Genomic DNA, 12,611 nt, shown 5'->3' with positions numbered 1-12,611 from the left:
TTAGAATCTCAAAAAATGAAAAACATTCTATCAACCTCAAACTTAAGTATTGGATACAAATCCAAGAAAGGCGTTACGGCTATTGCTGAGAATCTTAATCTTAATCTTGAAGCTGGTAAATTAATTACTTTAATAGGAGCAAACGGAATCGGGAAGTCAACTCTATTACGAACGCTTACAGGTATTCAGAAACCTTTATCAGGAAATGTTTATTTGAACGAAAGAAATATTTCAGACTATCAGCCTTTAGAATTGGCGCAAAATCTCAGTTTGGTTTTAACCGAAAAACTGCCGCCAAGTAATCTTTCTGTTTTTGAATTAGTCGCTTTAGGCCGTCAGCCGTATACCAATTGGGTTGATAAATTGTCCGACGAAGATATTCTAAAAGTTCAGGAAGCAATGAGTTTGACGCAAATCGAACATTTAGCTTCAAAAAAACATTTTCAGATTAGCGACGGACAATTGCAGAAAGTTTTAATTGCAAGAGCTTTGGCACAAGATACGCCGTTAATCATTTTAGACGAACCAACAACGCATCTTGATTTATTACATAAAGTTTCTTTGTTTAAATTATTGAAAAAACTGACACAAGAAACTCAAAAAAGCATTTTGTTTTCCACACACGATATCGATTTGGCCATTCAGTTAAGTGACGAAATGATTATGATGACGCCAGAAAGTATAGTGCAAGATCAGCCATGTAATTTAATTTCGAATGGAAGTTTCAGCAATTTGTTCAAAGACGAACATATTATTTTTGATGCTGAAAAAGGGAAGTTTATTGTGAGTTAAAATTCTCGGTTTTCCTGCAAGTTTTTCAAAACCTTGTAGGTATAAAAATTTATAAGTTGGCAATTAAAAAAAAAGGCCTACAAGGTTTTGAAAACCTTGCAGGAGATGGAATAATTATTTCTTCAAACCAATTTGTCTCTTCGCTTCACCAACTACAAAAGCAACCGAATTAGCAATATTAAAACTGCGAATAAGCGGTGACATCGGAATCGTCAAATGATTTTCGAATCTAGACATAAATGCTGCGCTCAATCCAACACTTTCTTTTCCGAAAACTAGCCAGTCCCCATCTTGAAATTCATTTTCTAAATACGATTTTTCAGAATGCGAACTCATTAAAAATACACGAGAATGATCTGGAATCTGAGCAATCCATTCGTCTACATTTTGATATTCTGTTACATCAAGATGAACCCAATAATCTAATCCCGAACGTTTCAGGTTTTTGTCATTGATAACAAATCCAAAAGGATGAATTAAATGAAGACGGCTTTCTGTGCCTACACACAATCTGCCAATATTTCCGGTATTATTTGGTATTTCTGGTTCTACAAGAACAACGTTTAACATCTTTTTGAGTTATGAATTATAAGTTATAGGTTATGAGTTTCTGGAAATTATCTAATTGACACATTTTCTAATTAACTAATTATCTAATTGAAAATCGGAAACTTCTAAAACTTCACCTGCTTTCAGGTTTTGCAAATATACATTTCCTATTCTAACGCGAACTAAACGTAACGTCGGAAAACCAACTGCGGCAGTCATTTTCCTAACTTGACGAAATTTTCCTTCCCTTACCGTGATGGATGCCCAAGAAGTTGGACCATGACGCTCATCTCTTATTTTTTTCGCTCTCGCTCCAAAATCGGGAATTTCGGTAACGATAGATGCTTTGCAGCGTTTCGTTTTGTATTTTCCGCCGTCAAGTCCAATTTCTACACCATTTTGTAATTGTTCAATTGCTTCTTGCGTAATTAATCCATCAACCTGAACATAATATTCTTTTTCAACCTTTTTACTTCGAACAAGTTCGCTCATATTTCCATCAGTTGTCAAAAGAAGCAAACCTTCAGAATCTTCATCTAATCTTCCAATTGCCATTGTTCCTTTTGGGAAATCGTACAATTCGCCCAAAAGCTTTTTCTTTCTTTTTAATTCATAAATAAATTGGCTTAAATAGCCGTAAGGTTTAAAAAGAATGAAGTGTCGGTGCATTTTTAATTTTTTGCAAAGATAGTTTCTTTCTTAAACTAAATCTTATAACTGCTTTTCAGATTTCATTTTTTTCAGCCATTGGTAAACAAACCAAATTACGGTTACGGCAAAAATGACAATTAAAACTGAATAATAGTTTTCGAAAAATTCATGAAAATAACTGCCAATTAAAATATAAGCAGAAGCCATGCAAAGTTTAATCAAAAAAAATTCAGAATTGGACCAGCTGGTTTTAATTTTGAAGAAATTCATAATTGTTTAAGGTTGTTAAGTTGCTTTGAATAAAGGTAATAAATAAAAAAGCAGATGGCAATTATAAAAGAAAAGCAATATGAAGTAATAATTTTTTCGCGCTTAGAATTCGTAATATTATAAAGTTGAATGTAAAAAAAAATAATGCCATGGAAACGAATAATTTAGGAACGAAAAAAATAAACGGAACGCAGAAAAATATTGACGAATCTAAAGGAAAAAACGTTTCGCACGATAAAGAACTAAAAGATGCCAAATTGAATAAAGAATTGATAACTGATGCAGATGGAGATAAAAAAATAGTGGAGCGAGCGCGAAATGAGAATGAAGACATTAACCAAAAGCTTCGTAAAACAAATCCTGATAACCCAAATGCGAACCGTGGAGTTGAAACGGAAGAAGAGGCAAAAAAAACGGTAGAGAACAAAGACCGTAATTCTGATGTGACACCAAATAGATATCCAAATTCACATCCAGACAATCATAAGGACCGCGGAAATATGAAATTGGATGAAGAGGAATAAGACAATACAAAATTTTAAGCAAAATAGAGTCAATTAAATGTCAAATAACATAACATTAGCGGTTGGCGTTAATGTTATTGTAAACTCATTTCAAAGCTTTTGTATCGGTTGATATCTTCGTAAATTAGAGGTATCAATTTAAAAACATATATAAAATGGCACTTTTAGAAAATAAAGTAGCTTTTGTATCTGGCGGTGGTTCAGGAATTGGACGCGCTGTAGCAAAAGCATACGCTCGAGAAGGAGCAAAAGTAGTAGTAGCTGATATAAATGTAGAACACGGTGAAGAAACCGTAAAAGAGATAAAGGAAAAGGGCGGAGAAGCTTTTTTCATAAAAGGAGACTCGTCTAGTGCGGCCGACAATAAACATATGGTTGAGGTGACGGTTTCAAAATATGGCCGATTGGACATTGCCTGCAACAATGCGGGAATGGGAGGGCCAGCAAAACCAACTGGAGAATACGAGCCAGAAGCTTGGGATAAAGTTATTGCATTAAATTTAAGCGGTGTTTTTTATGCTTGCCGTTATCAATTGGAGCAAATGGAGAAAAATGGCGGAGGAAGCATTGTAAATATTGCTTCAATTCATGGACAAGTTGCTGCGCCAAATAGTGTTGCATATACAGCGAGTAAACATGGTGTGGTTGGTTTGACAAAAAATATTGCAGTAGAATATGCACAGAAAAACATTCGATGCAATGCTGTTGGACCAGGTTATATTGAAACAGCACTTTTAAAAGATAATCTTAATAAAGATATGATGCAGGCTGTTGCAGCAAAATCTGCAATGAACCGTTTAGGAACCGCAGAAGAAGTTGCCGAACTGGTAGTTTTTCTAAATTCTGATAAATCATCATTCACAACAGGAAGTTATATTATTGCTGATGGAGGTTATACCGCAGTTTAATATTTTTTATTAGAGAATATTATTTTGAATTAGTAAAAGGCAGTAAGGGAAAGCTTACTGCTTTTTTTGTAGATGAAAAATGATTTTTAAAAATAATGTTATTAAAAATAAAATCAATTATAGAATAGAAAACTGGCCGATGTGTGACTTTCTTTTTTACGCAAATATATTTTTCAATTCCACTAAATCAATTTTGCTTTGATCTGAAAAGTTGAAAAAATAATTCAATTGCCATTTCTGCGTTTTCTGTGCCTGTTTGCTTGTAGTTTCATCCCACGGAGGATAAACTCTTGTGGCTCTGATACCTTCTTTGTTTTGGGTAGAAAAAATGCCTTTTTCTAATAATGTTTTTTTCGGAAAAATAAACTGTCCCCAATTTTGATCTTTTCGAACAGTTACAATTACAAAATCAATAGTATCGGAATAATCAAAAGGCTCAATTATTCCCGATTGATTTCGTTTCCATAAAGTCACAAATTGTCCTATCTTGGTTGGGGTAATTTTAGCCTCTCTATAGCAAATGTTGTTATTGTTTAACTGAAAACGAAATGCACTGTATTCCTCACTTTCGCTTTCTTTTTGAAAAGTGGTCATTTGCAAACCAGCTTTGTCAAAAATAACTTTCTTGCTCAATAATAAATCAAGCGAATCAATTGTAAAATCCATAAAAAATCTATTCTAAATATAGCCTGAAAATTACTACAAATTTGCTTTAGAAATTGACATTTAGCCCAAAATTTAATCCCCATTGGAACTGGTTGAAAGACTGGCTGTTTAGTGGATTGATGTAATAATTTACCGCAGGCTCAACAAAAACATTGGTCTTTTTGTACACGCGATATTGAACGGTACTGCTCAAAGTAGAACCATAAACATAATTATTCGCATTGACATTTTCCCCAATAGTATGCCCGTCTAAAACTACATTGTTTGAAATCAATTTACCTACAAAACCTCCAGTGTTTACGTTAATGCTCGCTTTATTTTGATTAAAAACAGAGTAAGAAACTTCTAGTGGCATTTCTACATATCTTAAATTTTGATCTAATTTTCCAGTTTGAACATTTTCATTTTTCAAAGCTTCTTTTGTGCTATTAGAAATTAGAAGGTAATCTTGAGTAGGTGAGTTAGCTGATGCAACAGGATAGCTGTCAGGAGTAAAAAAAGCATTGTTTTTAGCACTCACATAAGATACATTGGCAACACTTTGTCCTAATTCGCTGATTTTTAATCCAGAACCTACAGCCCATTTATTGTTAATACTATATTTAGTTTTTACGCCATAAGAATTAGATTGTTTAGAATCGTTTACGTTCCCTAATGTTTTATCGTTTTTGGTATTTTCAGAACTTGCTATGCCTGCAAAAACGGCAACTGCCCATCTTTCCTTTTTATTGATAAGATTGTCTTTTTTCTCTTTTTCTTCTTTTTTCTTTTCTGGAGCTAAAATCCTTTTTTCTAAATTTTGAAGCTCAGCCAATTGTATAGAGTCTGTTTTGCTCAAACTATTAGCAATCTTCACATCGTCTTTTATGATCACCGCTTTGTCAGTTCGTTTAGTCTCATTTGTACTTAATGCATTTTTGTTCGAATTATATGCATTGCTGTTTGTTAAAGAGTTAGTATTTGCGGAAGAACTATGATTATTGAGTGCTAAACTTTTATTGTTTTTCGCAGAAAACTGTTCTTCAAAAATAGAATTTGAAAGCTGTTTTTTTACTGTCGAATTAAATTTGCTTTGTTTTCCAAATGCAATTCGTTCTTCAGAAATTCCTTTATTAGAAGATTTTGTATTATTTTCTAAAATAGATTTTTTGGAAGATTTTAGAATCGACTTGTTTTCTGATGAACCAGAATTCTGATACGCAATAGGTTGATTTGTAGTATTTTCTAGAGCTACTGTACTAGATTTTTTAGAAGATTTTATGCTAGATTTTTCTTCTGATAAACCTGAGTTTTGATACGCAACAGATTGATTCGGAGCATTTGCTGGAACCACTACATTAGATTTCGAATCTTTTTTACTGCTTTTGTTCTTAGAGTTTGTTTCTGCTACAGAAGTCTCTTGAACTTGAATTCCTGATTCATTATTGAATTGATTCTTCGTATCATTTCCATTTAAAGAATCTATTTTTTTGTCAGTATTTTTAGTTCGGACTAAATTTCTGTCGTTAGAATTATCGTTTGTGTTTTTGTCAAGAACAATACTATTTCTGCCGTTTTCTAAATTGCCATCGTTGAGGTTATTGTTTTTAGACGAATCAGTAAAATGTAAAATTGAAGGCAGAAGCAACCCTAATAATAAGCATGCAGCAGCCGACCACCAAAGAATAACTCTCTTCTTCTTTTTAGGTTTGTCTAATTTTTTTTCAATCTGACTCCATAATTCTGGAGGCGGAACACTCGAAAAGTCTTCCATTGATGAAAAAATATCTTCTATTTTGTGCTTCTTCATGCTATCTTAAAATTTTTTATGCTCAAAATTCGCTTTTGTAATATGTGTTTAGCGCGATTTAAATTTGATTTTGATGTTCCTTCGGAGATTTTTAATAGTTCGGCTATTTCTTTGTGTTTCATTTTTTCGAATACATAGAGGTTAAAAACTGTCCGGTATTGATCTGGTAAATCTCGAATGTATTCCAGCAGTTTTTCCTGTTCTATCGGAATTGCTTCCAGTTCCTCTTCTTCTATAAAATCGGTATCGGGATCAAAAACATCTAAAAAGAAACTCTCTTTTTTCTTTTTGTTTAAAGTTTCGATGAGTTTGTTTATAAAAATACGTTTCAGCCAGCCCTCAAAACTTCCTTCAAATTTATATTGGCTTATTTTCTGAAAGGCAATTACAAATGCTTCCTGAAAAACATCTTTCGCGTCATCTTCGTTCTTCATATATTTCAAACATATACCATATAAAACAGGAGAGAACAACTGATAAATTTTCAGTTGTCCCTCTCTGTCATTTTTCATGCACAGTTTGATATATTTTTCTAACTCGTCTTTCAAGAAATGGTTCAAATTTGATTTTGCAAAAATAGTTTTAAATAGCGTACAAAACTATCTTTTAAAAATAGCTTGAGTACCATCTTGACTGTTGCTTACAATGGTTAGGTTTTGATTGTCAAGGTTTTCTATTATGTAAGTTTTGCCTTCAAACGTAATTAAGTCACATTCTGAATGGTCAAAATAACTCTTTCCTTTTTCTATCTGATAGGCACTGTTTCTAATCTCTATATTATTTTTATAAGTAATAATTCTTCCTTTTTCAGTAAAGACAATTTTCTTATTAAATCCAATTGTTTTTGGTGTTGCTATGTAAGGGTTATTAGAACCTCCAATAGATTTTTTCCAAATCCAAGTATTTATAATTGATTTTGCGGTTTTTTTTGAATCATTTATAGGAATCATTGATGAAAATAAAAAACAGATAATAAAAGAAAAAAAGAGTTTCTTCATGATAGAATTATTTTAAGCTTGTAATTTTTTCCTGAATTGCTTTTTTGAAAAGTTTTATTTCTGAACTTTGATCTGAAGTATCGTTATTATCAATATAAATTCTGGTAACGCTTGCTCCTTGACGAAGCTCAAAATAAATTCCGCCTTGATTCGCAGAATCTGGAGAACCATAAGTTTTAGTTTGTCCTTTTATAGCTAAAATTTCTGAAGGAACACTTTTTAATAATAAACTATATTCGCCTCTTTTAATTGTCGGAGTATATTTGTATTGTCCGAAATCGTATTTACCAGCTCCAACGTTTAAGAATTTTAAAATGTTATACTCGTTAAGCTGATAAAATTTTTGGCAGTCTGCACCTGTACATTCATTATGGAAACTTCCAATAATTATATTGTCAGCGACTTCTGTTGTTTTATTGAAAATCATTCCTTTTGTTGTTTTCGGGATCAAAACAAAATCAGAAGGATAAGTAGGAGTTTGCGTTACGTCTTCACCCACAGCAGGGGCTTTTTCGTAGTAATTAACAACGATTTCACAATTATTTTCTACTATGGAGCTAATTACGATGTCATAGCCGCTTGTAGGTTTGGCGCCAGCAAAAATCCCAACTAAATATTCTTTTGTAAAATCAATATTTGGATCACTTGCAACATGACAACTGTTTGCATGTTTTGTAAAATACTGATCCATTTTTTCTTGAGATGGAATAATAACTGCTGCAGCATTATTTGGTTGAGATTTTACACTATAATTACACAAGAAAGGAAAACCAGTAAAATTTACAGTTGTATTAGCTCCACAATCTACATAATTATTATTTCCGTCACTAAGCGAACAAGCACTGAATCCAAAGGCTACAAATAAGCCAAGTATTAATTTTTTCATAATTATTTTAATAGGTTTATATCTTGTAGATAGTGCTTTTAAAAAAAGGTTGCGTAGAGGTTGATTTTTTTTTGAAAATAAAATGTTGGTTTAGTTTGATTTGAATATGAATTAGTGAAATTTCTATTTTAAAAAGTAAGCACTACGTATTATTGCGTACTTTTACGTAAAATTAACTTAGTTATGGCTGATTATTTACCGTTTTTATTAGGTTTTGTTGTAGCGCTTTTTACAGGGATATACATAGGAAGAATGCTTTCGTTATCCAAATTTCAATCAGAAAGAGCTATTTCTGAGGAAAGATTAAATGCATTAAATAGTCAATTGCAGATGTTGAAAGAGCAGTTTGAAAGCGAAAAAAATAACTTTCAGAAACAATTGCAGTTTAATATTTCTGAAAAAGAAAATATTCGTACAGAAAAAGACAGTTTAGCAATTCAGCTTTCTAAAAAAGAAGTAGATTTTGAAAATTTATGGGAACGCCATAAAGAACAAAAAAGCGAAATTAATGAGCTTCAGGAAAAATTTACCAAAGAATTTGAAAACCTAGCCAATAAAATCTTAGAAGAAAAATCGGCAAAGTTTACCGAGCAAAATACTGTAAACATGAAAAATATCCTGACGCCTTTGCAGGACAAAATTCAGGTTTTTGAACAGAAAGTAGAGCAGACTCATAAAGAAAGCATCGATTATCATGCAGCGCTTCGCCAGCAGATTATTGGCTTAAGCGAAATGAATGCGCAAATGAGCAAAGAAACCTTAAATCTTACGAAAGCATTAAAAGGCGATAGCAAAATGCAGGGAAATTGGGGAGAATTGGTTTTGGAACGTGTTCTAGAAAAATCGGGATTAGAAAAAGGAAGAGAATATGAAGTGCAGCAGAGTTTTACCAATAGTGAAGGCAATCGCGTTTTTCCAGATGTGGTAATCAATCTTCCAGATGGTAAAAAAATGATTGTTGATTCTAAAGTATCGTTGGCCGCTTATGAAAAATGGGTAAACGAAGAATCAGAACTGTTAAAAATAGAATTTCTTAAAGAACACGTTATTTCTATTAAAAGACATGTTGAGCAGTTGGGCAGTAAAAATTATCATGATTTGTACCAAATGGAAAGTCCAGATTTTGTTCTGCTTTTTATTCCGATGGAGCCTGCTTTTGCCATTGCATTAAACGAAGATCCTACATTATACACCAAAGCTTTTGACCGAAACATTGTTATTGTAACGCCAAGTACGCTTTTGGCAACGTTAAGAACGATTGACAGTATGTGGACCAATCAGAAACAGCAGGAAAATGCCTTAGAGATTGCAAGACAAGCAGGAGCTTTGTATGACAAATTTGAAGGTTTTGTAACCGATTTAGTTCGAATTGGAAATAAAATAAAAGATACCAAAACAGAATACGAAAGTGCAATGAATAAATTGGTTGACGGCAAAGGAAATCTGATTTCGAGTGTAGAAAGACTGAAAAAAATGGGAGCGAAGGCAAAGAAGTCACTTCCAGATAATATTATTGCAAGAGCAGCGAGTTCAGATGAAAATGAATTATTGAATTAGAAGAGAAAGTAAAAAGAGAAAAGACGCAAGAAAAAATACCAACCAAATATAGAATACAACTAATCAAAACATTCCAAAAACAAAAACATGAGTACAGATTTTAAACCAGTTTCTTCATCAAAAGTTAGTATATCAGAATTAATGCTACCATCGCATACTAACTTTAGCGGAAAAATTCACGGGGGATATATTTTACAATTACTAGATCAGATTGCTTTTGCATCGGCATCAAAATTCAGCGGAAATTATTGCGTAACAGCTTCTGTAGATACGGTAAACTTTCTGAAACCAATTGAAGTTGGAGAATTAGTAACCATGAAGGCCTCTGTAAATTATGTTGGAAGAAGCTCTATGATTGTCGGCATTCGCGTAGAAGCAGAAAATATTCAGACAGGAGTTGTCAAACATTGCAATTCGTCTTATTTTACAATGGTTGCCAAAGATAAAGAAGGTAAAAGTGTTCAGGTTCCAGGATTAATCTTGTCAAACTTAGAGGAAGTGCGTCGTTTTAGAAAAGCAATAAAACATATTGAAGTTAGAAAAGAAGTAGAAGAGCACGAAAAATTGGCCAATATAAATTCTATTGAAGATTTGGCGAGTTTAGAAAAATATAATGTCCTTTTAGAAATTAGCTAAATTTTCTTATATTTAGTAGATACACATTAAATATTAGAAATTATGGTCAAGTTTGGATATACAATTTTATACGTTGAAAATGTCGAAGAATCTATCGTGTTTTATGAAAATGCTTTTGGGTTTTCGAGAAAATTTGTCACGCCAGAAGGAGATTATGGCGAATTGATTACAGGAGAAACAACACTTTCTTTTGCTTCGAAGAAATTAGCCTCAAAAAGTTTACCTGATGGTTTTATCGAAAGCAGTTTAGAAGACAAACCTTTTGCCATAGAAATTGGTTTTATTACAGATAATGTTCCTGAAGTTTTACAAAAAGCAACTTCTTTTGGCGCTGTTATCGTTTCTGAACCTGTAGAAAAACCTTGGGGACAGATTGTGGCTTATGCAAGAGACTTAAATGGTTTTTTGATTGAGATTTGTACAGAGGTTAAAGCATAGAAATTCGTTGTCAAAAATTACAGTAAAGTCCCTACGGGACAAAATGTGGGTGAACCAATATTTTTTTCTACCGATATATAATTCCTAGCGGAATATTTGAAAATGATATTGTGGAGAAATATCTCGTAGAGATTACATATCGGTAGAAAAAAAATTACACACACCGATATTTTGTCCCGTAAGGACTTTTTCCACAATCCCTTTAATGAGGTAAAAATTCACAAATTTTTAGCATTGCTCTCAGAACTTTTAATGGGGAAATTTCGTAACTTTAAGTGTAATTATTGGGTTACGGAATTTTTTCACTGAGTATTGCCGTTCGATTTTTCAGATTATTAGGATCTGATTTTTTATTTTCTCTTAGTCAGAACAAATTGAATGACATAATTGTTTAAATGTAGACGATTATGAAAACAACTACCTTACTATTTTTATTTTTTACCGCCTTTTCTGTCATTGCCCAAGACAAATTTTTTACTAATACAGGAACAATAAATTTTGAAGCCTCTGTTCCAATGTTTGAAGAAATTAGAGCAGTAAATAGACAAGTTGCCATACTGTTAGAACCAAAAACAAGTACTCTTATATGTACTGTTATCGTTAAAGATTTTCGCTTTAAATTGAATTTGATGCAAGAGCATTTCAATGAAAATTATATGGAAAGCAATCGCTATCCAAAAGCAGTTTTTAAAGGAAAAATAGAAAAATTTGATTTGAAAGATATTAATGAGATTGAAAAACAATATCAGATAAAAGGGAAACTGAATTTACGCGGAAAATCAAAAGAGATTATCGTAAATGCTTTGATTAAAAGAGTTCCAGAAGGAATTCGGATAGTTTCGGATTTTCCGATTGAGGTTTCCGATTTTAATATTCATATTCCAACTCCTATAGCTTCCAAAATTGCCAAAACAGCAAATACAGAACTGACTGGAATAATTCGCAGTGATGAAACAATGCTGACTTTGAAATAAGACTTACTTTATACAATTAATAAGCGTCTTTTCTAAATCAGTAAATTGAAATTCAAAACCAGTTTTCTGAATTTTCTCTGACGAAACCCGCTGTCCGGTTAATACGGCGACGCTCATTTGTCCAAGCATAATCTTTAATACAAAAGGAGGAACTTTGGGCAACCATATAGTATACTCATATAGTTTGGCAAGTGTTTTAGAAAATCGAGCATTTGTTGTATTATCTGTTATACAAGCATTGTATGCGCCTTCTAGTTTGGTGTCTTCAATGCTTTTTAAATAAATCTGACATAAATCTTCAATATGAATCCAAGGCAGATATTGCTTGCCAGAACCTAAAACAGCTCCAAAACCTGATTTAAATGTGGGAGTCATTTTTTTTAGAAAACCTTCGTTTTTACCTAAAACGATGCCAGTTCTAATTTTAACGGTTCGAATATTTAAAGAACCGATTTTATCTGCAGCATTTTCCCATTTCTGGCAGGTTATGCCTAGAAAATCATCGGCAGGTGGTGTGTTTTCAGTGCAAATTTTATGGCTTGTTATAGCGCCATAAATTCCAATACCCGAAGCAGAAACAAATGCTTCCAGTTTTTTATTGTTTTTCTCTAAAACAGAATAGATCATTTCGACAGGTCTAACGCGACTTTCGATAATGGCTCTTTTACGTCTTTTGGTCCATCTTTTTTCGACAATGCCTTCACCAGCGAGATGAATAATGTAATCAGCATTTAGAACCGCATTTTTGTCAATATAGTTTTTCTTAATATCCCATTTGTAATACGTAACTCTTGGAGTATTTTCTCTATCAGAACGGCTCAAAACAGACACAGAAAAGCCTGCTTCGATGAGAACATCTGTTAAATGTTTTCCAATGAAACCACTTCCGCCTGTTAATAGAACATTTTGAGCCATAATAGTTTATAATATATTTAACAGTCTAACTTGTTTAAGGATTAGTAAAGGTACTTAA

Annotated in this window: 16 protein-coding genes; 7 read left to right on the top strand and 9 right to left on the bottom strand. The window is 32.7% G+C overall.

Features of this window, described 5'->3' with window-relative positions; genetic code table 11:
• Positions 1-15 precede the first annotated feature (15 nt).
• Positions 16-792 carry an ABC transporter ATP-binding protein gene (locus tag ACNRYB_RS00440; RefSeq protein WP_473728935.1) on the top strand — a complete coding sequence of 259 codons (777 nt, stop codon included), beginning with the start codon at positions 16-18 and terminating at the stop codon, positions 790-792.
• A gap of 114 nt (positions 793-906) precedes the next feature.
• Here the strand turns inward: ACNRYB_RS00440 and ACNRYB_RS00435 are convergent, their stop codons facing one another.
• From ACNRYB_RS00435 to ACNRYB_RS00425, 3 genes are all read right to left on the bottom strand, one after another.
• A complete protein-coding gene (locus ACNRYB_RS00435) occupies positions 907-1,362 on the bottom strand; it encodes a tRNA (cytidine(34)-2'-O)-methyltransferase (RefSeq protein ID WP_129748073.1) in 456 nt (151 codons plus the stop codon).
• Between the two features lie 75 nt (positions 1,363-1,437).
• Complete coding sequence (locus ACNRYB_RS00430; RefSeq protein WP_473728934.1) at positions 1,438-2,010, bottom strand: pseudouridine synthase; 573 nt, start codon at positions 2,008-2,010, stop codon at positions 1,438-1,440.
• A 42-nt stretch (positions 2,011-2,052) separates the two neighbouring features.
• Entirely contained in the window at positions 2,053-2,262 is a 210-nt protein-coding gene (locus ACNRYB_RS00425) for a hypothetical protein (protein WP_473728933.1), read from the bottom strand.
• Between the two features lie 149 nt (positions 2,263-2,411).
• Here ACNRYB_RS00425 and ACNRYB_RS00420 point away from each other — a divergent pair, with 149 nt between their 5' ends.
• Entirely contained in the window at positions 2,412-2,786 is a 375-nt protein-coding gene (locus ACNRYB_RS00420; RefSeq protein WP_473728932.1) for a hypothetical protein, read from the top strand.
• Between the two features lie 155 nt (positions 2,787-2,941).
• Entirely contained in the window at positions 2,942-3,694 is a 753-nt protein-coding gene (locus ACNRYB_RS00415) for an SDR family NAD(P)-dependent oxidoreductase (protein WP_473728931.1), read from the top strand.
• 156 nt (positions 3,695-3,850) lie between these two features.
• Here the strand turns inward: ACNRYB_RS00415 and ACNRYB_RS00410 are convergent, their stop codons facing one another.
• The 5 genes from ACNRYB_RS00410 to ACNRYB_RS00390 form a co-directional block, all read right to left on the bottom strand.
• Positions 3,851-4,360: a MepB family protein gene (locus ACNRYB_RS00410; RefSeq protein ID WP_129748078.1), complete on the bottom strand. Its 510-nt coding sequence runs from the start codon at positions 4,358-4,360 to the stop codon at positions 3,851-3,853.
• Positions 4,361-4,406: 46 nt separating this feature from the next.
• A complete protein-coding gene (locus ACNRYB_RS00405) occupies positions 4,407-6,149 on the bottom strand; it encodes a hypothetical protein (protein WP_473728930.1) in 1,743 nt (580 codons plus the stop codon).
• Positions 6,146-6,661 (bottom strand): RNA polymerase sigma factor, encoded by a 516-nt coding sequence (locus tag ACNRYB_RS00400; protein ID WP_262708816.1) that lies wholly within the window; start codon positions 6,659-6,661, stop codon positions 6,146-6,148. Before ACNRYB_RS00400 ends, ACNRYB_RS00405 begins: the two co-directional genes overlap by 4 nt.
• A gap of 87 nt (positions 6,662-6,748) precedes the next feature.
• Entirely contained in the window at positions 6,749-7,147 is a 399-nt protein-coding gene (locus ACNRYB_RS00395; protein ID WP_129748081.1) for a hypothetical protein, read from the bottom strand.
• A gap of 7 nt (positions 7,148-7,154) precedes the next feature.
• Positions 7,155-8,033, bottom strand: a complete 879-nt coding sequence (locus tag ACNRYB_RS00390) for a protease complex subunit PrcB family protein (RefSeq protein ID WP_473728929.1) — start codon at positions 8,031-8,033, stop codon at positions 7,155-7,157.
• Positions 8,034-8,216: 183 nt separating this feature from the next.
• On the opposite strand from ACNRYB_RS00390, the gene ACNRYB_RS00385 reads away from it, so the two are divergent.
• From ACNRYB_RS00385 to ACNRYB_RS00370, 4 genes are all read left to right on the top strand, one after another.
• Entirely contained in the window at positions 8,217-9,590 is a 1,374-nt protein-coding gene (locus ACNRYB_RS00385) for a DNA recombination protein RmuC (RefSeq protein ID WP_473728928.1), read from the top strand.
• Between the two features lie 87 nt (positions 9,591-9,677).
• On the top strand, positions 9,678-10,226 hold the full coding sequence (locus tag ACNRYB_RS00380) for an acyl-CoA thioesterase (RefSeq protein ID WP_129748084.1): 549 nt from the start codon (positions 9,678-9,680) through the stop codon (positions 10,224-10,226).
• A 42-nt stretch (positions 10,227-10,268) separates the two neighbouring features.
• Entirely contained in the window at positions 10,269-10,664 is a 396-nt protein-coding gene (locus ACNRYB_RS00375) for a VOC family protein (RefSeq protein ID WP_129748085.1), read from the top strand.
• Positions 10,665-11,071: 407 nt separating this feature from the next.
• A complete protein-coding gene (locus tag ACNRYB_RS00370) occupies positions 11,072-11,638 on the top strand; it encodes a YceI family protein (RefSeq protein ID WP_129748086.1) in 567 nt (188 codons plus the stop codon).
• Positions 11,639-11,641: 3 nt separating this feature from the next.
• Here ACNRYB_RS00370 and ACNRYB_RS00365 read toward each other — a convergent pair whose 3' ends face one another.
• Positions 11,642-12,553 (bottom strand): TIGR01777 family oxidoreductase, encoded by a 912-nt coding sequence (locus ACNRYB_RS00365; RefSeq protein ID WP_129748087.1) that lies wholly within the window; start codon positions 12,551-12,553, stop codon positions 11,642-11,644.
• Positions 12,554-12,611: the final 58 nt, after the last annotated feature.

The organism is Flavobacterium sp. CR10 (assembly GCF_055814415.1).
This window is presented reverse-complemented; position numbering and strand designations above follow the sequence as displayed.